This is a genomic window from Rahnella victoriana (assembly GCF_021276285.1).
Classification (GTDB): domain Bacteria; phylum Pseudomonadota; class Gammaproteobacteria; order Enterobacterales; family Enterobacteriaceae; genus Rahnella; species Rahnella victoriana.
Genome location: NZ_CP089919.1, coordinates 1,784,440 through 1,808,562, shown reverse-complemented (window position 1 = coordinate 1,808,562; position 24,123 = coordinate 1,784,440). Strand labels below are relative to the sequence as shown.

General features: G+C 51.5%; 22 protein-coding genes. 9 read left to right on the top strand and 13 right to left on the bottom strand.

All coding sequences use genetic code 11. From position 1 onward, the window contains the following. Positions 1-15 precede the first annotated feature (15 nt). From J9880_RS08350 to J9880_RS08340, 3 genes are read left to right on the top strand one after another with little or no spacing between them, the layout of a single operon-like run. Complete coding sequence (locus J9880_RS08350) at positions 16-3,978, top strand: cellulose biosynthesis protein BcsC (RefSeq protein ID WP_232770309.1); 3,963 nt, start codon at positions 16-18, stop codon at positions 3,976-3,978. An 18-nt stretch (positions 3,979-3,996) separates the two neighbouring features. Further along, positions 3,997-4,476, top strand: a complete 480-nt coding sequence (bcsD, locus tag J9880_RS08345; RefSeq protein ID WP_119825470.1) for a cellulose biosynthesis protein BcsD — start codon at positions 3,997-3,999, stop codon at positions 4,474-4,476. Positions 4,477-4,485: 9 nt separating this feature from the next. Then, positions 4,486-5,499, top strand: a complete 1,014-nt coding sequence (locus J9880_RS08340; protein ID WP_232770308.1) for a glycosyl hydrolase family 8 — start codon at positions 4,486-4,488, stop codon at positions 5,497-5,499. A 34-nt stretch (positions 5,500-5,533) separates the two neighbouring features. On the opposite strand, the gene J9880_RS08335 is transcribed toward J9880_RS08340, so the two are convergent. Both J9880_RS08335 and J9880_RS08330 read right to left on the bottom strand, forming a co-directional pair. Next, positions 5,534-5,986, bottom strand: a complete 453-nt coding sequence (locus tag J9880_RS08335; RefSeq protein ID WP_119825472.1) for a DUF943 family protein — start codon at positions 5,984-5,986, stop codon at positions 5,534-5,536. Then, on the bottom strand, positions 5,983-6,882 hold the full coding sequence (locus tag J9880_RS08330) for a DUF3289 family protein (RefSeq protein ID WP_119825474.1): 900 nt from the start codon (positions 6,880-6,882) through the stop codon (positions 5,983-5,985). The genes J9880_RS08335 and J9880_RS08330 overlap by 4 nt, the downstream gene beginning before the upstream one ends. A gap of 361 nt (positions 6,883-7,243) precedes the next feature. On the opposite strand from J9880_RS08330, the gene J9880_RS08325 reads away from it, so the two are divergent. Together J9880_RS08325 and J9880_RS08320 are read left to right on the top strand one after the other, a co-directional pair. Next, positions 7,244-7,873 carry a helix-turn-helix domain-containing protein gene (locus J9880_RS08325; protein ID WP_119825476.1) on the top strand — a complete coding sequence of 210 codons (630 nt, stop codon included), beginning with the start codon at positions 7,244-7,246 and terminating at the stop codon, positions 7,871-7,873. A 159-nt stretch (positions 7,874-8,032) separates the two neighbouring features. Beyond that, a complete protein-coding gene (locus tag J9880_RS08320) occupies positions 8,033-8,680 on the top strand; it encodes an outer membrane beta-barrel protein (protein ID WP_095923946.1) in 648 nt (215 codons plus the stop codon). Between the two features lie 210 nt (positions 8,681-8,890). Here J9880_RS08320 and J9880_RS08315 read toward each other — a convergent pair whose 3' ends face one another. The 4 genes from J9880_RS08315 to J9880_RS08300 all read right to left on the bottom strand — a co-directional run bounded on the left by J9880_RS08315 (position 8,891) and on the right by J9880_RS08300 (position 11,424). Then, positions 8,891-9,331 carry a DUF943 family protein gene (locus tag J9880_RS08315; RefSeq protein ID WP_232770307.1) on the bottom strand — a complete coding sequence of 147 codons (441 nt, stop codon included), beginning with the start codon at positions 9,329-9,331 and terminating at the stop codon, positions 8,891-8,893. Between the two features lie 188 nt (positions 9,332-9,519). Next, positions 9,520-9,993: a DUF943 family protein gene (locus J9880_RS08310; RefSeq protein WP_232770306.1), complete on the bottom strand. Its 474-nt coding sequence runs from the start codon at positions 9,991-9,993 to the stop codon at positions 9,520-9,522. Positions 9,994-10,087: 94 nt separating this feature from the next. Next, positions 10,088-10,528 carry a DUF943 family protein gene (locus tag J9880_RS08305; protein WP_133823055.1) on the bottom strand — a complete coding sequence of 147 codons (441 nt, stop codon included), beginning with the start codon at positions 10,526-10,528 and terminating at the stop codon, positions 10,088-10,090. After that, a complete protein-coding gene (locus J9880_RS08300; RefSeq protein WP_232770305.1) occupies positions 10,525-11,424 on the bottom strand; it encodes a DUF3289 family protein in 900 nt (299 codons plus the stop codon). Before J9880_RS08300 ends, J9880_RS08305 begins: the two co-directional genes overlap by 4 nt. Positions 11,425-11,830: 406 nt before the next feature. On the opposite strand from J9880_RS08300, the gene J9880_RS08295 reads away from it, so the two are divergent. Further along, entirely contained in the window at positions 11,831-12,310 is a 480-nt protein-coding gene (locus tag J9880_RS08295; RefSeq protein ID WP_119825488.1) for an Hcp family type VI secretion system effector, read from the top strand. Between the two features lie 41 nt (positions 12,311-12,351). Here the strand turns inward: J9880_RS08295 and J9880_RS08290 are convergent, their stop codons facing one another. From J9880_RS08290 to J9880_RS08260, 7 genes are all read right to left on the bottom strand, one after another. Beyond that, positions 12,352-12,753 (bottom strand): hypothetical protein, encoded by a 402-nt coding sequence (locus J9880_RS08290; RefSeq protein ID WP_133823053.1) that lies wholly within the window; start codon positions 12,751-12,753, stop codon positions 12,352-12,354. A gap of 149 nt (positions 12,754-12,902) precedes the next feature. After that, on the bottom strand, positions 12,903-13,925 hold the full coding sequence (gene dppF / locus J9880_RS08285) for a dipeptide ABC transporter ATP-binding subunit DppF (RefSeq protein WP_095923947.1): 1,023 nt from the start codon (positions 13,923-13,925) through the stop codon (positions 12,903-12,905). Next, positions 13,915-14,940, bottom strand: a complete 1,026-nt coding sequence (dppD, locus tag J9880_RS08280) for a dipeptide ABC transporter ATP-binding protein (RefSeq protein ID WP_095923948.1) — start codon at positions 14,938-14,940, stop codon at positions 13,915-13,917. The genes dppF and dppD overlap by 11 nt, the downstream gene beginning before the upstream one ends. Positions 14,941-14,950: 10 nt before the next feature. Beyond that, a complete protein-coding gene (gene dppC, locus J9880_RS08275; RefSeq protein WP_095923949.1) occupies positions 14,951-15,865 on the bottom strand; it encodes a dipeptide ABC transporter permease DppC in 915 nt (304 codons plus the stop codon). Positions 15,866-15,875: 10 nt separating this feature from the next. Continuing rightward, positions 15,876-16,895 (bottom strand): dipeptide ABC transporter permease DppB, encoded by a 1,020-nt coding sequence (gene dppB, locus J9880_RS08270; protein WP_013573445.1) that lies wholly within the window; start codon positions 16,893-16,895, stop codon positions 15,876-15,878. Between the two features lie 205 nt (positions 16,896-17,100). Then, on the bottom strand, positions 17,101-18,708 hold the full coding sequence (gene dppA, locus J9880_RS08265; protein ID WP_037033811.1) for a dipeptide ABC transporter periplasmic-binding protein DppA: 1,608 nt from the start codon (positions 18,706-18,708) through the stop codon (positions 17,101-17,103). Between the two features lie 405 nt (positions 18,709-19,113). Next, positions 19,114-19,347 carry a hypothetical protein gene (locus J9880_RS08260; protein ID WP_162928653.1) on the bottom strand — a complete coding sequence of 78 codons (234 nt, stop codon included), beginning with the start codon at positions 19,345-19,347 and terminating at the stop codon, positions 19,114-19,116. 89 nt (positions 19,348-19,436) lie between these two features. On the opposite strand from J9880_RS08260, the gene J9880_RS08255 reads away from it, so the two are divergent. From J9880_RS08255 to J9880_RS08245, 3 genes are all read left to right on the top strand, one after another. After that, a complete protein-coding gene (locus J9880_RS08255; protein ID WP_119825492.1) occupies positions 19,437-20,363 on the top strand; it encodes a LysR family transcriptional regulator in 927 nt (308 codons plus the stop codon). Positions 20,364-20,621: 258 nt separating this feature from the next. After that, positions 20,622-22,061, top strand: a complete 1,440-nt coding sequence (locus J9880_RS08250; RefSeq protein WP_232770304.1) for a M20 family metallopeptidase — start codon at positions 20,622-20,624, stop codon at positions 22,059-22,061. 449 nt (positions 22,062-22,510) lie between these two features. After that, positions 22,511-24,109 (top strand): ABC transporter substrate-binding protein, encoded by a 1,599-nt coding sequence (locus J9880_RS08245; protein ID WP_232770303.1) that lies wholly within the window; start codon positions 22,511-22,513, stop codon positions 24,107-24,109. Positions 24,110-24,123 lie beyond the last annotated feature (14 nt).

The following is a 24,123-nucleotide window of genomic DNA, read 5'->3' as shown; positions in this document are numbered from 1 at the left end:
TACCGGAGCTGGAAAATGAATAAACATAAACTGTCCCTGGCGGTGATCAGGGCTATTTATCTGGTAGGGATCGCCGGAGTAGCAAGTTTCAGTCACGCCACCCTGGCGGCGGACACCACCAACCCGGCCATGAAAGCCCTGTTTGATCAGGCCGCTTACTGGCATGAACGCGCCCATGACGATCTGGCAAAAGATGCGTTGCAGAAAGTGTTGCTGGTTGAGCCAAACAACACGCAGGCGCTGTACCTGATGTCGCTGTATGCCATGCAGGGCGGTGATAAAACCGCCGCTAACCAGTGGCGCGAAAAACTGTCGGCGGTCTCGCCGGATGACCCGCGTCTGGCGTCGCTCAACAGCGCGAAAGCCATGCAGTCTATTCCCCCGGCGCAACTGGCCTCTGCCCGCCAGATGGCCGCACAAGGCAACGTCAGCGGCGCGCTGGCGGCGTACCGCACCCTGTTTAACGGCAACCAGCCGATCGACAGTCTGGCGACCGAATATTACCTGACCATGGCGGGCGACAAATCGCTCCAGCCGCAGGCGATTGCCGGTTTACAACAACGCGTCGCCTCACGTCCGGACGACACGCAGGCGCGACTCGGTCTGGGTAAAGTGCTGACCTATCAGGAATCCACCCGCCGCGACGGTATCAAACTGCTGAGCACCCTGGCCGGTTCCAGCACAGAAGCCGACCGCTCCTTGCGTCAGGCGTTGTTGTGGATGGCTCCGCAGGAAGATGACCGTGATTTGTATCAGGGTTATCAGGCGCGTCATCCGAATGACACCGCCGTGATGGCCTATTTCCAGAAAAACATTGGCGGCGCGGCGAAAGGTCAGGGTTTCACCGCCCTGAACAGCGGCGACGTTAACAGCGCGAAAGCGAAGTTTGAAAGCGTGCTGGCCGATAACCCGAACGACGCCGATGCACTGGCCGGTCTGGGTTATATCGCCCAACGCAGTGGCAACTTTGAGCAGGCGTCACAGTATCTGAGCAAAGCCGCTGCACAGGGCGGCCCGAACAGCGCCCAGCTGAGCAATCAGGCACAGGATTCCGCGTTCTACGCCCAACTGGCGAAAGCCAAAGACGCCGCCGGTTCCGGCAGTTACGACGCCGCACTGGCGGCGGTCACCCCGCTGACCCAGGTCGGTGGCGAAAAAGGCCAGTCCGCCAGCCTGCTGCGTGCCGATATCCTGCGCCGCAAAGGCGATCTGGCCGGTGCGGAACAGCAATACAGCGCGCTGGGTGACAACGCCGATGCCCGCGCCGGGCTGTATTACGTGCTGCGTCAGCAGAATAAAACCGCCGAAGCGAATCAGGTACTGAAAACCCTGCCAGCCGGTTTGCAGGCCAAAATGAATCCGCCGACCGTGGCGGATGTCATCGAGCCAATGCGCCGTCAGGCCGCACAGGCCGTGGCGAACAACGATCCGCAGCGCGCCCTGAATATTCTTCAGCAGGCGCAGGAACGTCAGCCGTCGAACGTCTGGGTAAAACTGGATATGGCGCGCATCCTGCAATCGCAGGGACAGACCGCACAGGCGCAGTCGATCATGGCACCGTCTTCGCGTCCGGGCGCGTCTTCCGCCGATCTGTACGCCGCCGCCCTGTTCGCGTCGGAAACCAAAAACTGGTCAACCGCCAACGCCCTGCTCTCACGCATTCCGCGCAGCAGTCAGAATCAGGGCATGCGTGAACTGGCGCAGCGCGCCAACTTCAATGCGCAAATGGCCGATGCGGAAAGCTATCTGCAACAGGGCAATACCGCCGCCGCGTCTAACACCTTGCGCGCACTGGCACAGAATCCGCCAACCGCACCGGCAGATGTCGGTGCGCTGGCGAAAAATCTGGCTGCAGCCGGTCAGCTTCCGCTGGCGGTGCAACTGGTCCGCCAGAATATGCGTCAGGGCGTCAACGGCAATGCCGGAGATTACGCCGATCAGGTTTCCGTGCTGAATCAGGCCGGCCTGACCAACGAAGCGCAGGCCTTCCTGCAAAATCCGCAGATTCAGTCCGGCACGTCACCGACGGCGCTGGCCAGCCTGCGTAACGGTTTTGTGATCAATCAGGCTGATCAGCTGCGCGAGCAAGGTCAGTATGCGGCAGCCTACGACAAGCTGGTCGTCGCCTTACAGGCCGATCCGCAAAACCGCGATCTGATGCTGGCGATGGCCCGTCTGTATCAGTCCGGCAAACTCAATAAACAAGCCGGTCAGGTCTATAACTACCTGATGAGCAACGATACCCCGACGCAGGATGCGCGCATTGGGGCGATTAACGTGGCGTTGGGTGAAGGGGATAACGATCGGGCGAAAACGCTGATGGAAGGACTGCGCGGACCGCGTACGCCTGACCGTCTGTTGCTCGAAGCGCGCGTCGCCGAAGCACAGGGCGATCACCAGCAGGCACTGGCGTTACTGCGTTCGGCGAAAGGTAAGATGATCGGGCTGGAAGGCGCGGACAGCACGGCGCAGGTCGCCGGCTTGCAGATCAGCGACAACCCGTTCATCAACCGCACCACGCGAACGTCGGCTTCACGTCCGGCGACGCAATCTTCTTACGGCACCGTGCTGCCGTGGCAGGTGTCCGATCAGGTGACCACGCCGGGGAACATTCCGGCCGCCACCGCCACACCGGCAGCAGTGACGCAGCGTAATGCCACCGAGAAACAGATCGACGACATGCTCGACGATTTGCAGGGCAAAACCGCGACCTGGGCGCAGGGCGATATGTCGATTCGTGGCCGTGACGGCGAAAGCGGTCTCAGCCAGCTGACCGAAGCCAAAGCGCCGATGACCTTTGCCTTCGTGCCGTTTGATACCTCACGCCTGAGCATCGGCGTCACGCCGGTTTCCCTCAGCGCAGGCAGCCCGTCGGGCACCGGCAATACCCGCTTTGGTCAGGGTGCTTTGGCAGCAGCGCAGTCAGCGCAAAAAGATGTGGCCGCAGCCGCAGCAGCCGCCGGTCTGGATATCGCCAACTACAGCACCTTTGCCAAATTGCAGGCGGCCGCAGCGGCTAACTCCAGCGCCAATTGCACTTCCGCCAATGCAACGTCCGATCAGTGCGTAGCGTACAACACCATTACCGGCACGGATCCCACGACGTACTCCGCGCCTGCGGCAGGTAATCAAAGCGCGACCGGCGTGGAAGTCAACGCCGCGCTGACCGGTGACAGCTATAAAGCCGACATCGGCAGCACGCCGCTCGGGCAGGATCTGAACTCGCTGGTCGGTGGCGTGCAATGGGCACCTAAACTGACCGACTTCACCACCCTGCGGGTCACGGCGGAACGTCGTGCGGTCACCGACAGTATTCTGTCCTACGTCGGCACCAAAGATAATTACAGCGGCAAAGAATGGGGCCAGGTCACCAAAAACGGCGGCAGCGTCAATCTGTCGTACGATGACGGCGACGCCGGTTTCTACGCCGAAGCGGGGTATTACAGCTATCTCGGTAACAACGTGAAGAGCAACAAATCGGTGAACGCCAATGCCGGTCTGTACGTCCGTCCGTACCGTTATGACGACCGCGAGCTTAAAACCGGTATCAACGTCGGTTACATGGACTTCGACAAAAACCTCAGCTATTACAGCTTTGGTCAGGGCGGCTACTTCAGCCCGCAAAACTATGTCAGCGTCTCCTTCCCGGTGGAATACACCCAGAAATATGACGACTGGGATCTGAAACTGTCCGGTTCTGTGGGTTATCAGTCTTATTCACAGGATAAGAGCGCCTACTTCCCGAACAACCCGGACCTGCAGAAACAGCTGGAAGATCTGGTGGCAGCAGGCTACGGCACTGATGCCTATTACAGCGGTAAAACAGAGAATGGTATCGGCTGGAATGCGGGCGTGGGTGGCAATTATCACCTGAACAAGAGCATGCAGATTGGCGGACAGGTTGGCTACGATACTTTCGGTGATTACAACGAAAGCAAAGCGCAGGTCTACTTCCGTTACCTGATGGGTCAAAATTAATTCCGGTGGACTAAAACCATGCAAGAAAACAATTACACGCAGGTCGCGCAGGAATATTACCGCCAGCGTCACACCACACCGGGCTGGCAAAGCCTGGTGCAGGTGCTATTTTCAGGTATTCTGGCCTCCGCTGACGATGAAGACGGTCGCCGTTTTCTCACGCTGATGGGCAACAATCTGGCAAGCCAGCATCCGTTGCCCGTCTCTGCGACGCTCGGCGAACTGGAAGACAATATCAATCACATCCTCAGTCGTTTTGACTGGGGTGTGGTGAAACTGGAAGCCACCCAGCAACAACTGGCGCTGGTACACATCGCCTGGCCGGTTTCTCCGCAGGGACAGGACGACGAGCTGTGGCGTATCGCGCTGATCGCGTTGTTTGAAGGCCTGTATGCCGGATGGCTGTTATCGCAGGGCGGGCAGCCGTATGTTCCGCTGCGCTGGCAGGAAAGCACGCCGGAAGGCGCATTCGTTTTCCGTTATCAAAATGGTTTGTAAGGAATTTCTATGTTGGCATTTCGACGCTACAGACGGGTGCTGTGGTTCAGCCTTATCTTTGCGTTTTTCAGTTCCGCTGTAATGGCTCAGGATTCTGGCTGGTCTGCGTATAAAAGTCGCTTTCTGATGCCTGACGGGCGAATCATCGATACCGCCAATAAAAACGTCAGTCACACCGAAGGCCAGGGATTCAGCATGTTGCTGGCGGTCTTCAATGACGATCAGGCGACGTTCGATAAACTCTGGCAGTGGGCGAACACCACGCTCTACCGCAAAGATATCGGGCTGTATTCATGGCGTTATGACCCGAACAGCACCCCGCATGTAGCGGATACTAACAATGCCTCTGATGGCGATACGCTGATGGCCTGGGCGCTCCTGCTGGCGGGCGATAAGTGGAACGACAGCCGTTACACCAAAGCCTCGGAGAAATTGCAGGCGGCGCTGATCAAATACAATGTGATTGATTATGCCGGTTACAAAGTGATGCTGCCGGGCGTGAAAGGTTTCAACCAGACCAGCAACGTGACCGTCAATCCATCTTATTTCATCTTCCCGGCGTGGCAGGCGTTTTATGCCCACAGCCATCTGAAAGTATGGAAAGATCTGGATGAAAGCGGCACCGCGATGCTCAGTAAAATGGCGTTTGGTGAATTCCGTCTGCCGACCGACTGGGTCGATATGCAGGCCGATGGCACCCTGAAACCGGCCAGCCGCTGGCCGACGCGGTTCAGTTACGATGCCGTGCGTATCCCGCTGTATCTCGGCTGGGCGCATCCGGGCAGCCCGCAGATGGCACCGTTCATCTTGTGGTGGCAGAAATCACCGCGTAACGCGACGCCAGCCTGGATTGACGTGATGACCGGCACCAGAGCGGGCTACAACATGTCGCCGGGCTTATTAGCCGTTCGTGATTTCACCATGGCGAATGCCGCGGCCATCAGCCCGAATCTGGCCCCGAAAGACGATTACTACTCTTCCACCCTGCAACTGCTGAGCTGGTGGGCAAGTCATAAAGGGTAAGGGAGCAATATTGATCACCACAGAATGGAATACTTCATTCGTTCTGTGGTGACTGTATTATTTCATCATTACCGATACGGATCATTGTTTTACCATTTCTCCAGTTTTGTATTTCCATCACTATATTTTTCTCAATGCAGCTTTCCCCGGAGTCTGGCACCGAAAAACAATAGAGATCATGAGTATCCGAACTGAGGAAGGTCGAACCGACAGGCATCTTCTTAAATCCATCATTTCCATCCCAAATGACTATATGATAATTCCCGTATTTATCAGGGCGTGGTGAGTTGTAGTTTTCCTTTATGATAGCCCTGTTATTTTTCCACCACATCATTTTTCTAAACTGTGTAAGCGGGAAGTTTTTTACGACTATATCCGTATAGTTATCATCTTGCTGAACAAGCATAATCTCAGGTTTTCTTATAACACCCAAAAAAACGATTAGCACTGTTAAAAAAATTATTAAACCCAATTTATGTTTGCTCATTCCCTACTCCCTGAAATATCCACATCTGTTTCCATTTCTGTCACGAATGGTCTAAACCCAAATTTTTCCCACCGTTGCAAGACAAACCAAATTCTAAAAAAACGTAAAGCTTTGAATGTTGGTTTCGATATATCAATCTTATCTAACCCAAAATGATCCTGAACTTTATAATTGATAACCGCTTTAAAAGCATTGTCTGAAATGGAGAGGGATTTCAAGGTTATTTGCGTAGCGAAAGTGTCGTGAACTGTTATTCCCATTCCATTAAAATTATCTTTTAATCTGTTAAACTTTGGAAGTTTACTTCTTTCAATTGATTTATTTAATTCATATTTCATTATCTGAGGATATGATTCACTCTCCCAATCAATCCACTTTCTTAGTGCTAAACGTATAGCATCTAAACTGCTGGATCCTGACATGCTATAGCTAATTTGATCTTTAAGCGCCCTATTTAAAAGCCAATTTCTAAATGGCATGCCACTGTTCATTTGCATATGATTTATCATTTTCACAATAAGCTCACTATAAATTCCATAGAACGCAAAAGGACGTGACAAGCTTCTCATCTCATCAAACAGAATATCGGAGCATTGCTGCCGGTTAAGTGTATTCAGCATTTCTTCATGCATGCGACCAAACAAAGCAGGATCATGATCAAACGGGTTAATGATAGAGGTAGACGGAAGATTAAACGCGCTGTAATCCGTGAACGGTGTAAACGATATTTCACTTTTCTTAGTAAAGTTATAAGGGTTCACTTTCGATGATACATCATCAAGACCATAAATGGATTTGAGTTCTTGTTCTGTCAGGTCACCATAATTTAAATCATCCAGGGGTTTCTTGCCGGGCGGAGTCGAATAAATAAGGGACGGTAATGATATCTGAGACATAGTCATCTCCTCTAAAAGAACGCAATGGTATAGTTATTCATATCGCATATATAAAAACCCTGACCATATAAAAACATTGTTAATTACAGAGGTAAATCAACGCATGCGATGATTGCTCACCACATTAATACGACTATTAAATTAATTATTGATCTACATTGTCAAAATCGAATTTCCTTATCAAAGGATGCCGACAAAAAATCACGTCAGGGTGATTGGGTACTGCTGAGCAGTAAAAAGAGGAGACTGTTCATTCTTAGATCCACGGTGGAAAAAGGTATTATTATCTATTAAAGTAAAAAGAATAGTTAATATACCTGGCTATAATAGATGAAACGAACCACGTATCGAGTGAGGAACCGTGAAAATAACGCCCCCGCAACGTCCTGAAGACTCTGTCAGTCGGCTGATATCCGCGCTTATGCCGGTCAGTACTCCCATCACTGTCGTTCCGCGTAAAAGACTGGCGTGGGCTTATCAGGGTAATCCGCAGTTTTATCTGTTTCTGGAAGGCGAAGTGTCGGTGCTGCGCGCCTCTGACGGGCTGGTGATGGCAACGGCTTATGAACCGCTGGTCTTCGGGATTGCCGAGGCGATGCAGAAAGTTCACAGCCAGACATTACGCGTGGATACGCAGGCTGCTCTGCGTCGTGTGGATGCCGCTCAGGCCATGGCGATTTTCAGCGAAAACACCCTCTGGCAGGATGTCGCCGCTACCCTGTCGTACTTCAGCAGTTATCTTTTCTACCGCGACGCGCTGGTCGTCCAGCAACGTACTTATTCCGTCATCAGAAACCATTTGCAGGAGATGATCCTGTTATCTGCCGACACCCGCTTACGCATTTCTATTCTCGAATATATACAGGAGCGCACGCATTTATCGCGCAGCAGTGTATTAAATGTCATTCACGCCCTTAAAGCCGGTGACTATATCGAGACCAGTCGGGGAGGATATTTACTGGAACTGACTAAATTACCTGAAGAATTTTAGCCAGCCGGGAATAATAATTATTCCCGATACTTCCAAAATTTAATTTTAAACAGATTACCGTTTTATCCCATCCGGATTTTTAATTAGTATTTTCCCCGACAACTTCACACTTCAAGACATTCTGTTCCACGGCGGACAGAAACAGAATCCGGGGAATATATGAAAAAGACACTTGTCGCGATACTTTTATTAAACGTCTGCGCTGTCTCCAGCGTCTATGCCGCTGCGGATACCAATACCTGGTACGGCGGGGCAAAACTGGGCTGGTCACACTATTTTGATGCCAGCGGTAAAGGCAACTTCAACGATAACCTCAGCAAAGCCACCGACTTTGATTACGACAAAGACAATGTCAGCGGCGGCGTATTCGGCGGGTATCAGATCACCCCATGGCTGGCGGTTGAAGGCGGCTACGATTATATGGGCAACATGGATATTCACGGTAACCACGGCGCTTCCGGCTCCAAACTGGAAAGCCAGGGCCTGCAAATGTCCCTGAAAGCCAGCTACGGTCTGACTGATGACTGGGATATTTATGGCCGCGCCGGTGCCATGGCGTACCGCGCTGAAACCAAAAACAATGGTCATGACAATTTCGAAACCGGTGTTCGCCCTCTGGCGGCAGTCGGTACGGAATATGCCTTCACCAAAAACTGGGCAGGCCGTCTGGAATACCAGTGGGTCAGCAACGTAGGCAACTCGAATCAGATCGGCATCAGCAGCGATGTCAGTTCCGTCTCTGCCGGTGTGGTCTACCGCTTTGGTCAGCATAACGACATGCCAATGGCAACGCCTGCCGACCGCTGATCAACAGCACGTCACCGAACCACGGATGATGGTAGCAGTAACCTCAAAAACCGATCACCTTCACACCTTGATCGCGAACGTAGTCACAATAATAAGTTCCATTAAGTCCGTTTGCCCGATATGCACTGTCGGGCATTTTTTTTTGCTTTTTTTTCAGGCGGATGCTAATAAAAATCTCAGCGCATAAAAAAAGAAAATAATAGTGCATTGCTAATCAACAAATCCATCTTCAAAAATATACCCTATACTTCCATCTATTCCGGCCGTTATCTCCATAAGCACATTTTTTTCAATGCATCTTCTTTCTGATTTTATTTCAACGAAACAGAAAAGATCATCTTTAGACAGTGAATACCACGATGTATAATCTGCCTCTGATACTTTTTTCAGTCCATGATTTACATCCAGAATAGCGATATAGTAAACGCCACCATCAGCACGATTTGGGATATGATATTTTTCTTTTATAACTTTCTCATTTTCTTTCCACCATCTGAGCCTATCTGTTTGCGTAAACGGAAAATTTTTTACCACTATTACAGTCATTTCTTTTTCATTATGTACTAAAATAACCTCAGTTTTTCTAAAAAAATTTAAGTAAGTAACTATTAGAACACCCAAAATGGTGATGGTGAGTATGATTTTTTTCATGTGTCTGCTTTTCTGAAGATCCATTTTAGTTAGTTAGTTAGTTAGTTAGTTAGTTAGTTAGTTAGTTAGTTAGTTAGTTAGTTAGTTAGTTAGTTAGTTAGTTAGTTAGTTAGTTAGTTAGTTAGTTAGTTAGTTAGTTAGAGTAAGCACTAAATGGCCATGTTACGAAAAGGTGCTTATCCCTTTCACTACTTAATATAATCTCCGTCTATAATGTAATCCACTTCCCCTTCTTTTATACTAATGATTTTCATCAGGATAATATGCTCCACGCATCTATTTTCTGACTTTATCTCATCGAAACAGAAGAGATCATTTCCGGAGGAAGAATACCAGTATGGATTATCAGACTCAGCTATTTTTTTAAATCCCTCACTTCCATCCCAAATCGCAATAAAGTACACACCATTTTTATCACGCTTAGGCATGCCGTATTTATCTTTAAGAACAAACTTATTATCTTTCCACCACGATATTTTTCCAATTTTTGTTATTGGGAATTTTTTAACGACAATATCGGTTACCCCTTCCACATGTTGTAAGAAAATAACCTCTGTTTTTCTAAAGAGAAGAAAGCATGCTGATATTACAACACACAGAACAGAGACGATAATTATCTTCTTTTTCATTGAATTGCAAATGGCAGATGTATCTATTTCCATTGAAGAAATCACTCAAACAAAGAATTAAAGTATGATGGGCAGGAGTGCCAAAACACCTTGTTAATTAACATATCTTTCATCGAACATAACCTTATCATTTTACTATTAACTTCCCGTCTATATAATAGAATATTTTCTTATCCATTCCATTTTGAATATTCATTAAAATATTTTTTTCCACACATCTTTTTTCTGACTTAATTTCATCAAAACAATAGAGATCGGTATGTTCAAAACTAAACCAATAGAAATTAGCTTCAGTGTCCTTTTTAAACCCATCACTTTCATCCAATATAGCTATGGAATAATCACCCTTATTATAATTTTTTGGGACTCCATATTTTTCTTTAATAAAGTCCTTGTTATTTTCCCACCAGAATATTTTGCCCCATTGGGTAATCGGGAAATTTCTAACAACGATAACGGTATTATATTCATCTTCATGAACATAGATAACTCTCGCTTTTCTCATAAAAAAGAAGTAAATGAATAAAATCGTCATTAATATAATAATGAAGGCGTATTTTTGTTTCATCTAATACCTCCATAAAAATAAATATCTGAATTCATCTCAGTTATAAATGGTTTAAATACAAATTTTTCCCAACGTTGTAGAACAAACCATATTCTGAAAAAACGCAAGTTTCTGAATTTAATATTTGAAATATCTGTCTTATCTAATCCAAAATGATCCTGCACCTTATAATTTACAAGAGCCTTATATTTACCATCCGTAATAGTGAGTTCTTTTAGTGTTATTTGAGTGGCATAAGTATCGTGAACAGTTATTCCCATGCCATTGAAATTATCTTTGAATCTTCTAAATTTTGGAAGGACGCTCAAGTTTAAATCTCTGCCAAAAAAATGCTCATCATCCTGAGGATAAATATTACGTTCCCAGTGTATTCTCTTGAGTAGAGTCGCTTTTATGGTATTCAGACTGCTACTCGCAGAAAAATCATGGTCAATCTGATCCTTCAGAGCCTTATTCAAAAGATAATCCCTGAAAACGGTGCCACTGTTACCTTGTAAATGATTTATCATTTTCACAATAAGTTCGCTATAAGCACCATATAAAGCAAAGGGCTTAGACAACGCCCTCATTTCATCAAACAGAATATCGGAACATTGCTGCCGGTTAAGGGTATTCATCATTTCATCGTGTAAACGACGGAACAAAGCTGGATCATGGTCGAAGGGGTCAGTAACAGAGGAAGTCGGGAAATTAAACGCGCTGTAATCCATGAAAGGAGTAAGCGATATTTCGCTCTTCCGGGTAAAATTATAGGGATTCACTTTAGCTGATACATCATCAAGACCGTAAACGGTCTTAAGTTCGTGCTCGGTCATATCACCACAATTTAAATCATCCCGAGTCTTATGACCTGGTTGCGTAGCGTAAATAACAGCGGGTAATCTGATCTGCGACATGTAAATTCCTTTTTCATGAAAGCATGCAGCTCAATGAACAATTCATAATGAGAATGCATAAGAGCTATCCATATAAAAAATAAATTAATCTTCGGTAATGATTCACTCATGTCATCATGTCTGACCCTTACACTAATACGAATTTATAACAATATATTGATCTGAATTGTAAAATTCTAAACATTATGAAAAAACCACAAAAGAAAATCTCAGGTTACGTGGCACAGATAATAATAGAAAACACCCTGTTAATTAAGGCATTACGCGGCACCATGGCGGGTATTATTATCGGTTAAAGTAAACGAAAGGGGTATTTTCAGGGAAGGTCCGGAGCCGTATGTTTTGTTGCGAAGATCAACAGAAAGGTTTTGAATAGAACATCAAAGGAAAACATGGGACGTTTAATATGGCTAACAACTTATACTTAACGATAAAAGGAAAGAATCAGGGGCTCATTTCAGCGGGTTGTTCAACCTATGATTCTATTGGCAACCGATATCAGGCAGGTCATGAGGATCAGATACTTGTCTACTCCGCTGATCATGATATTAGTCGGGAGCAAAACGTTAATCATCACCCATTGATTATTAAGAAACCAATAGATAAATCATCACCATTACTGATGATTGGTGTTTCTACTAATGAAGAAATGGAAGTGATTCTGGATAAATACAGAACCTCCAATACCGGGAAACAAGAAAAATATTATACTGTCAGATTAACCCAAGCGACCCTATGCCATATTTCATCTTATGACCCGGAGAATATTCCGGGTCATGACACGCAATCTTTTGAAGTGATCTCATTTAATTACCAGTCTATCATCGCAACTCATCATACTGCGGGTACGACGGGGTATAGCATTTGGGATGAAAGGGTGTATTAACGCAAGGTGCGCTGCGCCACAATAAATTATTCTGTGGCGCTTCATTTTTCGCATACTTCATCATCATGTGCAATCAATGTATTGTTATGATAAACATTAAGCTGGAGCAGACCATAGCATTTATCGGGAGTCGATGAAGTAATAGGTGTATCACTATCACTTATAGTATAAATATAGTCTTTGTTTTTAAAAATAAAACCAATGTTATCATCACTACCTTTTTTATTCCAGGTTTCTCCTTTTAACCTCAATTCAGATTTTGTTTTCAAATTTATCGAATAATAATCTACGTCCTGACAATCTACATACCCCTCAGGGCAATTGTTCTTAATATTTATTAAAAATTTACTCCCTTTAAATACCAATATATTTTCAGTTTTCCCGCTGGCATAAGCATTACCTATTACTGCCAGAAAGAATATAACAACAATCCCTTTCACCATCTGACGTACTCCCCTTGTTGGAATATTCTAAGTTCTGCTTTTCGTCGGTTATTGGCTCAAAAGTATCTGCCCACGCATCCACTGAGTAAAGGCGTTTAATACAGACACAAAAAAGCCCGCTTTCGCGGGCTTCGTTATATCGGCCGGGATTACTGATTTACGGCGACCGTCTGCGTGGTGCCGGTTTCATCCTGATCGACGGCGAAACAGGCGACAAGCTGGTCGCCGTACTGTTTCAGCTGCGGCTGGAACTGTTTGCAGGTGCCGAACGCGCGGCGGCAGCGGGCGTTGAACGCGCAACCGGCTGGCGGATTCAGCGGGCTTGGCAGCTCGCCGGTCAGTTTGATGCGTTCACGACGCTCGTCCGGGTTCAGACGCGGCGTCGCGGACAGCAATGCCTGCGTGTAAGGATGGCGCGGATTGCTGAAGACGGCTTCTTTCGACCCCTTCTCCACGCAGCGACCGAGATACATCACCATCACTTCGTCGGCGATATGTTCCACCACGGACAAATCATGCGAGATGAAGACGTAGGACAGCCCCAGATCCTGCTGCAAATCCATCATCAGGTTCAGTACCTGCGCACGCACGGAAACGTCGAGTGCAGATACCGGTTCATCGGCGATCACCACGTCCGGATCCAGCATCAGACCGCGGGCGATAGCAATACGCTGACGCTGACCGCCGGAGAACATGTGCGGATAGCGGTCGTAATGCTCGGTTTTCAGGCCGACTTTCGCCATCATCGCCAGCGCTTTCTCGCGACGTTCTTCGCGGGTCAGTTTGGTGTTGATCAGCAAAGGTTCTTCGAGGATCTGGCCGACTTTCTTACGCGGGTTGAGCGATCCATAAGGATTCTGGAACACGATTTGGATCTTCTGACGACGCAGCTTTTCAGCGGTGGCGTCAGGTTTCAGCAAATCCTGCCCGCGATAATACAGTTCACCGCCGGTCGGCACTTCAATCATGGTCAGCAGACGGCCAAGGGTGGATTTCCCGCAGCCGGATTCGCCCACCACCGCCAGCGTTTTGCCGCGTTCGAGGGTAAACGACACGCCATCGAGCGCCTTCACCGTGCGTTCCTGGCCGAAGATGCCCTTCTTCACCGGGTAATGTTTTTTCAGGTCAATCGCATGCAACAGCGGCTGCGCTTTGGTGTTATCAGGACTCATAAGTAGGTCTCCCGGCATCATCCAGCGGATAATGGCACTTCGACTGACGCCCGTTCGCGAGGTCACGCAGCGCAGGTTCTTCTTTACGGCAACGGTCGGTCGCATACGGACAACGCGGATTGAGCAGACAGCCGTTCGGGCGGTCATACTTACCCGGCACCACGCCCGGCAACGACTGTAAGCGGGCTTTGTCAGCGGCGAATTCCGGTAAGGATCGCAGCAACGCCTGCGTGTACGGATGGCGCGGCGCACGGAAGATTTCCGTGGCTTTGGCCGATTCCACCACCTGACCGGCGTACATCACGATGATGTGATGCGCGGCTTCCGCCACCAGCGCCAGGTCATGGGTGATCAGCATCAGTGCCATGTTCTCTTTCTGTTGCAGCTCAAGCAGCAGCTCGATGATCTGCGCCTGAATGGTCACGTCGAGCGCGGTCGTCGGCTCATCGGCAATCAGCAGTTTCGGGCGACAGGCGATCGCCATGGCGATCATCACGCGCTGGCTCATCCCGCCGGAAAGCTGATGCGGATAGACATCGAGACGCGAAGCCGGGTCAGGAATACCGACCAGATTCAGCAGATCGATGGTGCGCTGACGACGGGTCTTTTTGTTGCCGCCCTGATGCACCTTGATGGCTTCCATAATCTGGAAACCGACGGTGTAACACGGGTTCAGGCTGGTCATCGGATCCTGGAAAATCATCGCGACTTCGGCACCGACAATCTGGCGGCGCTCTTTTTCGCTGATGCCCTGCAGGTTACGGCCACCGAACTCCAGTTTTTCTGCCATCACTTTGCCGGGGAAGTCGATCAGCCCCATCAGCGCCAGTGAACTGACGGATTTACCGGAGCCGGACTCGCCGACAATCCCGACCACTTCGCCCTGTTTCACGCTGTAACTGATACGGTCTACCGCGCGGAACGGTGTCCCTTCGTCACCAAAGTGAACGGAGAGCTTATCCACGGTCAGCAACGTTTTGCCGACCTGAACGTCATTCGTTAATGTTGTTTCCATCTCCAACCCCTTACTGCTTAAGTTTAGGGTCGAGGGCATCACGCAGGCCATCACCCATCAGGTTAAATGCCAGTACCGTCAGCAGGATGATCACACCCGGGAAGGTCACGACCCACCAGGCACTTTGAGCAAACTGTAAGACGTCCGACAGCATGGTGCCCCACTCCGGCGTTGGCGGCTGTGCGCCCATGCCGAGGAAGCCCAACGCTGCCATATCGAGGATGGCGTTGGAGAAGCCGAGCGATGCCTGAACAATCAGCGGCGCTAAGCAGTTAGGTAAAATGTTGACGAACATCTGACGGGCAGACCCGGCACCGGCCACGCGCGATGCGGTCACATAGTCGCGGTTCACTTCCACCAGCACCGCCGCGCGGGTTAAGCGGACATAGTGCGGCAGGGCAACGAAGGTCAGCGCCAGCGAGGCATTGACAATCGACGGACCGAAAATCGCCACCAGCACCAGTGCCAGCAACAGACTTGGCAGGGCCAGCATGATATCGACCACGCGCATGATGATGGCGTCCACCACACCGCCGTAGTACCCGGCAAACAGACCGAACACCACGCCGAGGATCAGCGAAAGCACCACCACCAGACAGCCGACCAGCAGCGATAAACGCGCGCCGTACATCAGACGCGAAAGAATATCGCGACCGACGTCATCGGTGCCCAGCAGGAATTTCCAGCTACCGCCTTCCATCCAGACCGGCGGGCGCAGCAGCGCGTCACGGAACTGTTCAGCAGGCAGATGAGGAGCGATCACGTTTGCGCCAATCGCAATGACCAGCATGATAATGATGTAAGCCAGGCCGACAACGGCCCCTTTGTTACGCTTGAAGTAATGCCAGAATTCGCGCATCGGCGGCATCGGCACTGGCGCAGCCGTCACTAACTCGTTAGCGACCGGCTCAGTGGTTTGAGACATTGTGCGCCCCTTATTTCTTGTGGCGAATACGCGGGTTGACCACGCCGTAGAGCACATCTACCAGCAGGTTAACCACGATGATCAGAGTAGCGACCAGCAACACCCCGCCCTGCACGACCGGATAGTCGCGGCGCTGGAGTGCATCGATCAGCCACCGGCCGAGTCCCGGCCAGGAGAAGATGGTTTCCGTCAGGATGGCGCCGCCGAGCAGCGTACCGACCTGCAAACCAATGATGGTCACCACCGGCAGCAGCGCATTGCGCAGTGCGTGGATGACGATCACCCGCATACGGCTGACGCCTTTGGCGCGCGCGGTACGGATGTAGTCTTCGCCCAGGACTTCCAGCATGGAAGAACGGGTCATACGCACAATCACCGCCAGCGGAATGGTGCCCAGCACGATGGCCGGTAAAATCATGTGCATCACGGCATCGACGAAATCACCCGGTTCGCCCCAGAACAGCGTGTCGATCAGCATAAAGCCGGTCAGCGGCAGGCTGTCATCGAGAAAGACGGTGTCGCTTATTCGCCCCGACACGGGCGTCAGATTAAGCTGCACCGAGACCAGCATCACCAGCATGATCCCCCACCAGAATATCGGCATCGAATAGCCGGTCAGCGAGATCCCCACTGCCGTGTGGTCGAATATCGATCCCCGTTTTACCGCCGCCAGCACGCCCACCGGGATACCGACAATGATCGCGAAAATCATCGCGCAGATGCCCAGTTCCAGTGTTGCTTTAAAGCGCGGTACGAATTCCTGCCAGACAGGGGTGCGGCTTTTTAAGGACGTGCCCAGGTCGCCATGCAGCACGCCGTTCACGTAGTGGAAATATTGTTGGTAGAGAGGCTTGTCGAGCCCCATATCTGCCATCAGCTGGGCGTGACGTTCGGGGGAAACACCGCGCTCGCCTGCCATGATGGTGACCGGGTCGCCTGGTATCATGTGTACGAAGGCAAAAGTCAGCAAAGTAATGCCGATAAACGTTGGGATAACTAACCCCAGACGTCGGAGTATGAACTGCAACATATCCCGTACTCTCTGTATAAAATGCCCGGAGAACCGTAGCTCGCCGGGCTTATTGATAGCTCACAAAACTTTATATCGCTGAACTAAAAGACGTAGTGAGCGCTCAGCGAGCAAGGCGGAGGAGCAGAGCAATTGAGACATACCATTAGGTAGGCGAAAATTGCGAGCACCGCACAACGCAGCTCCCTGTGCGCTCAGTAGTCAATTACTCCATTGAGACGTTTTCGAAGTGGTGTTTGCCGAGCGGATCGACGACATACCCTTTAACTTCTTTACGAACAGGTTCGTACACGGTGGAGTGAGCGATGATCAGCGCAGGTGCCTGGTCATGCATCACAACCTGAGCCTGCTGGTACAGCGCAGCACGTTTGGCGTGATCGGATTCAGCACGGGCTGGCTGGATCAGATCTTCAAACGGCTTGTAACACCAGCGGGAGTAGTTGGAACCGTCTTTCGCTGCCGCACAGCTGAACAGGGTGGCGAAGAAGTTATCCGGATCCCCATTGTCGCCGGTCCAGCCCATCATCACAGACTGGTGCTCGCCATTTTTCGCACGCTTGAGGTATTCGCCCCACTCGTAAGTCACGATGTTGGCTTTCACGCCAATTTTCGCCCAGTCAGCCTGGATCATTTCAGCCATACGGCGTGCGTTCGGGTTGTACGGACGCTGTACCGGCATCGCCCACAGATCGATAGCGAAACCGTCTGCGTGACCTGCTTCTTTCAGCAGCTCTTTGGCTTTCTCAGGATTGTATTCGTAATCCACGACGTCTTTGTTGTAGCCCCACATTGTTGGTGGGATCAGGTTTTTAGCCGGCTGGCCAGCACCCTGATAAACCGCATCGATGATGGCTTTTTTATTCACAGCCATGGTCAGTGCCTGACGCACTTTCACTTCATCCAGTGGTTTTTTCTCAACGTTGAAGGACAGATAACCCACGTTCAGACCTGGCTGTTGCATCAGGTTAATGGATTTATCTTTTTTCATTGCCGCGATATCTGCCGGGTTCGGGTACGGCATTACCTGGCATTCGTTTTTCTGCAATTTCGCGTAACGCACGGACGCGTCAGGCGTGATGGAGAAGACTAAACGGTCGATCTGCGGCTTGGTGCCCCAGTAGCCCGGGAAGGCTTTGTAGAGGATGCGTGAATCTTTCTGGTATTGCAGAAGCTGGAACGGACCGGTACCGATCGGATCCAGGTCGACTTTCTCAGGGGTTTTCGCTTTCAGCATGTTGTCAGCGTATTCCGCAGACAGGATGGAAGCGAAGTCCATCGCCAGGTCAGCCAGGAATGGAGACTCCGGACGGTTCAGCACGAACTGCACGGTGTTGTCGTCCACTTTCACGATCTTGTTGATCAGATCGCCCATGCCCATGCCTTCGAAGTATTCGTAGCTGCCGCCAGAAACGCCGTGGTATGGGTTATTTTTGTCCAGCTGACGTTCGAAGGAATACACGACGTCGTCCGCGTTGAAATCACGGGTCGGTTTGAATTCCTTGTTGTCCTGCCATTTCACGCCTTTGCGCAGATGGAAGGTGTAGGTTTTGCCATCAGCAGACACGTCCCACTTCTCAGCCAGACCCGGCTGAATTTCAGTGGTCCCGATCTTGAACTCAACCAGACGGTTGTAGATAGGCACGGAGCTTGCGTCATACGTGGTGCCTGAGGTGAACAGCTGAGGGTTAAAGCCTTCAGGTGAACCTTCAGAGCAATACACTAACGTTTTTGCCTGGACACTGGCCGCAACGGTCAGCGCAATCAGGCCCATACTGAATTTCAGTAGCCCCGACTTACCTAAAGAGATTGTCATCGCTTCTGCTCCATCGATTAATGGTGATGTGGATGTGTGTGTTGTGTATACAGCTCACGTCACCCTTTATTTTTATTTGCGGGTGACTGTGTTTGCTCGTGCGCTGCAATAAGTCCAACCAGAGCATGGTGAACTGCCATTTTTTTCCTTCGAAGTGTAAAGCTGGCTTTACAAAATCTTACCGGAAATAATCACTGGTCTTCCTTGGGGCTATCAATTTGGCAACTCCTTTCCTTGACGTCAATATAACCATCAGGCATTTACACAGACTGTGAGTTACAACAAACAAACATAAAAAAACATTTTGTTAACCAATTCAGGACGAATGTTCAGTCTGCGCAGGGAATAACCACATATTCCCCTTTGTAAAAGAATATTCCTGGGGGTTTCGCCCATTTTAAATCCCTAAAAATTTCTGGCTAAATGATGAATATATGAACGGTTATTTTTGAGATAGGGGTGGAAACCAGCGGAAAATGCTGGGAAGTGCAGCAAACGGCGCGGAGTCGTCAGCGAAAGCGTTTGCGCACGCCACCGCAAAACACCCCAAAATAGCGCAATTGCACGCTGGTGGTGCAGGTGATTTAGCGTACTGATGTTGTCTGTTTTTCCGGCATAAGCCGGGTTGCGGGCGGACATGGATTGAAACCAATATGTTAATCAGTTTTTAAACTCTGGCGCACTTCTTGCTAGTTCTTAAGGGCTTATCACCCGCCAGAGGTTTTGTGATGGAACTGAAGTGGTTTGAAGATTTTCTCAGTGTGTCTCAGTGCTATAGCTTTACGCGAGCCGCCAGCGAAAGGAACATCACCCAGTCCGCGCTGAGCCGCCGGATTAAACAACTGGAAGAATGGTTAGGCGTGCCGTTATTTGACCGCAAAACCTACCCGATACGACTGACTCCGGAAGGCCAGGATTTCCTGCATACCGCCGCAGAACTGGTGTTTTCCATGACGCAGTTGCGCAGCGATCTGCGTGAGCGTCATGCGCAGAAGCACGCCATCGTGCATTTCGCGGCGCTTAATACGCTCTCCCTGACCTTTTTCCCCGACTGGATTAACCAGATCGACCCGTCGCATCAGTACGGCTATATCCGTTTGTGCGATCAGCAGCCCTCTTTCAGCGGCAATATTTCGCTGCTGCTGGATGGCGAAACCGATTTTCTGCTGACGTACGCCCACGATTCGGTTCCGCTGATGAAACAGCTCGAACGCTTTCCGTATATCGAACTGGGAAAAGAAAATGCGCTGGCGGTGTGTGCGCCGGACGATAAAGGCAAACCGCTGTTTCCTTTACACACCTTTAGCGGCACACGTACCCCGTTGCCTTATCTCAGTTACGGCAACCGTTCCTTCTTCGCCCACGCGCTGACCGCCCTGTTTGCCTCGCGCCCGCTGCCGCTGAAACCGATTTACGAAAATCCGATGTGCAGCGGACTGAAAGCGATGACCGTGTCCGGCTGCGGCGTGTCATGGCTGCCCACCAGCCTGATCAGTGAAGAACTGGCGAGCGGATCGCTGCTCCGTGCCGGGGAACGCAGCTGGGATATTCAGGCCAGCATCCGTCTTTACCGGCTGGAAAAATTCCGTACCCCGCAGGCCGAACGGCTGTGGAATAAAGCCAGCCTGCTGCATCAGACCCGCGCCGTCGCCTGACGTTTTCAGGCGGCAAAACATGTTCTGCTCCACGCCTGCCAGCCTGCGGGAAGCTCCCCGCGACCTGTAAATTATCCTTTCTGTTCAGATAGTCACACTGACTATGCCGTTTTCGCATACCTGAAAAAATCTATGCAATTTCAGAATGGGTCAGATGAAAGACTCATTGGATCTTTGTCGCCCCTGCACACATTCTGAACAGGTTCCTCCGACACATTCACTTCACGAAACTGTAGCCACTGGCACAAGGAGTCTCCGTTGAATAACGCATCTGCGCAGAATAAAGAAACCGTCTGGAGCCTGATCGACGCCAAAAAAGCCCTGTTCACCGCCCTGAGCGATCGCGTCTGGGGTATGCCGGAAATTTGCTATACCGAATACCGTTCCGTCGCCGAGCACACGGCGATGCTGAAAGAGCAGGGTTTTCGCGTCACGGAAAACGTCGCTGACATTCCGACTGCGGTGATGGGCGAAGCCGGTGAAGGCGGCCCGATCATTGCGATTCTCGGCGAATACGATGCGCTGCCGGGGCTGAGTCAGGTGGCAGGCATTGCCCGTCCTGAGCCGCTGCCGGGCAACGGTCAGGGCCACGGCTGCGGCCATAACCTGCTGGGTTCTGCCGCGATGCTGGCGGCCACCGCGCTGAAAGACTGGCTGGCACAAACCGGTACACCGGGGCGTGTGCGCTATTACGGCTGTCCGGCGGAAGAAGGCGGTGCCGCGAAATCCTTTATGGCCCGCGCCGGGGCGTTTGACGGCGTGGATATCGCCATCACCTGGCATCCGAATGCCTTTTCTGAAGTCGCCCGCGCCGAATCGCTGGCCAACACCCGCATGGATTTCGTCTTCCATGGCCGCTCCTCACACGCCGCCGCGTCGCCGCATCTTGGCCGCAGTGCGCTGGATGCCGTTGAACTGATGAACGTCGGCGTCAACTATCTGCGCGAACACGTTCCGCAGGATTCCCGTATTCACTACGCAATGCTCGATTCCGGCGGCATCGCGCCGAACGTGGTGCAGGCGCGTGCCGCCGTGCGTTACGCCATCCGTTCCCGCGACGTTCACGCCATGTTTGAACTCAACGAGCGCGTGAAGAAAGTCGCTCAGGGTGCGGCGATGATGACCGAAACCACCGTCGATATCAGCATCATGAGCGCCGTGGCGAATCTGCTGGGCAACCGTCCGCTGGAAGAAGCCATGCAGCGTAACTTTGAACTGCTCGGCCCGCTGGGATTCGACGCGGCTGACAAAGCCTTTGCCGCTGAAATTCAGGCCACGCTCAGCCCGCAGGATTTGCAAAGCGCCTACCGCCGCATCGGCCTCAAAAAACCGCAGGACGCCTCGCCGTTATGTGAATTCATTGTCCCGCTGGAAACCTCCGGCGAACTGATGCTGGGGTCGACCGACGTCGGGGACATCAGCTGGAAAATGCCCACCGTGCAGGCGCACGTCCCGACTTACGCCATCGGGACACCGGGCCATTCGTGGCAGCTCACCGCGCAGGGGAAAATGCCCGCCGCGCACAAAGGGCTGGCTTACGTCGCCAAAATCATGGCCGCCACCGCCATCGACACCCTGACCGACAGCACGCTGATGGCAGCCGCGAAACAGGCGCATCAGGAACTGACCGCCGAAACCCCTTACGTGTGCCCGATCCCGCCGGAAGTCAAACCGCCGGTTCAGCCACGTCCTGAATAATGTGTGCGCCTCCCCCTGCGAAGGGGGAGGACGGGAGGGGGTTTAGCTGGCAACTCCGGCGATGCCATTAATACCCCACCCCAACCCTCCCCTTCGCCGGGGAGGGAGCCGACCGGCGCTTTTACTCCTCCCCCTGCGAAGGGGAGGTCGGGAGGGGGTTTAGCAGGCGACTCCGGTGATGCCATTAATACCCCACCCCAACCCTCCCCTTCGCCGGGGCGGGAGCCGACCGGCGCTTTTACTCCTCCCCCTGCGAAGGGGGAGGCCGGGAGGGGGTTTAGCAGGCGACTCCGGTGATGCCATTAATACCCCACCCCAACCCTCCCCTTCGCCGGGGCGGGAGCCGACCGGCGCTTTTACTCCTCCCCCTGTGAAGGGGCGGGAGCTGGCCGAAAACGTCTTCTTCTGCGAAGGGGATGAGAAAAAATTTAATCAAAGGAACCCGATTTATGCTCAACACCAGAACAAAAATGCTCGCCACACTGATTGGCCTCACATTGGGAAGCACGGCAGCGCAGGCGGCGACACCGGCTGATTCGCTGGTGATGGCATGGAATATTGACGCGATCAGCACCTTTGACCCGGCGCAGATCGGCGAAGTGGTGACCAATGAAATCATCAAAAACACCTGCGATACGCTGGTGGATTTTGATCCGCAAGACGAATCCAAAGTGATCCCCCGTCTGGCGAAAAGCTGGGATATCTCACCGGATCGCAAACAAATCACCTTCCACCTCAATACCGGCATGACCTTCCCGTCCGGCAATCAGGCCACGGCGAAAGACGTCGCCTGGTCGTTGCAGCGCGTGGTGCTGCTCGGTTTCGGTAACTCCGCCACCCTGACCGAATACGGCTTTACCAAAGATAACGTCAGACAGCGCATTACCGCGCCGGATGACAACACGCTGGTGATGACTTTCGACCAGCCGTACCCGACCAATCTGGTGTTGCAGGCCATCGCCGCTAACAACGTCTCGACCACGCTGGATAAGGCGCTGGTGGAGAAAAATGCCGTCGGTGACGACATGGGCAACAAATACCTGACCACGCACACCGCCTGCGTCGGAGCCTATCAGCTGATGCGCTGGAACGCCGGTGAAGGCGTGGTGCTGCAGGCGAATAAAGATTACTGGGGCGCGAAGCCGAAACTGCAACGCATCCTGATCCGCCACGTCGCGGAAACCGGTACGCAGCGCCTGCTGCTGACGCAGGGGGATGTGGATATCGCCCGTGATCTGGCCCCGGACGATTTACGTGATCTGGATAAAGGCGGTCAGGTCAACGTGGAGAAAGTCCTCAAGCCGCAACTGTTTTTCTGGACCTTTAACAGCGAAGACCCGATTTTCAAAAACCCGAAAGTGCGCCTCGCGATGCGTTATCTGATTGATTATCAGGGGCTGGCTTCCACCGTGATGCCGTATCTCGGTGTGCCGCGCGCCAGTTTCGCCCAGCTCGGCGCTTTTGGTGCGCTGGATAAAGACGCCGGACAGCCGTTCAAACTGGATCTGGCGAAAGCCAAACAGTTGCTGACCGAAGCCGGTTATCCCGACGGATTCTCCGCCAAACTGATCATCGGCACCCTGCCGCACTCCGCGCCTATCGCACAAAGTACGCAGGAAAATGCCTCGAAAATCGGCGTAAAACTCTCCATCGAAAGCATGGCCAATGCCCAGTTATTCAGCCGCGTGCGCGGACGTGAATTCCAGAGCGCCATGATGGCGTGGCAGACCTCGGTGCCGGACGCGCACGGCAACGCCTCGCGTCTGGTCTACAACCCGGACAACAGCAAGGAAGCCAAGAAAACCCAGTACCCGAGCTGGCGCGCCTCGTATTTCGATCCGGCGATGAACAAAAAAGTCACCGAAGCCCTGCTCGAACCGGACGAGCAAAAACGTATCGCGCTCTACCACGCCTTACAGGAAGAGCAGATGCAGCAAGGCCCGATGGCGATCATGTTCCAGATGTACAACACCGCCGGTCTGACCAAACAGGTCAAGGACTGGACGTGGAACGGCTTCCGCGTGTATTACGCGCTGGCGTCTAAATAAGCATTACACACTCA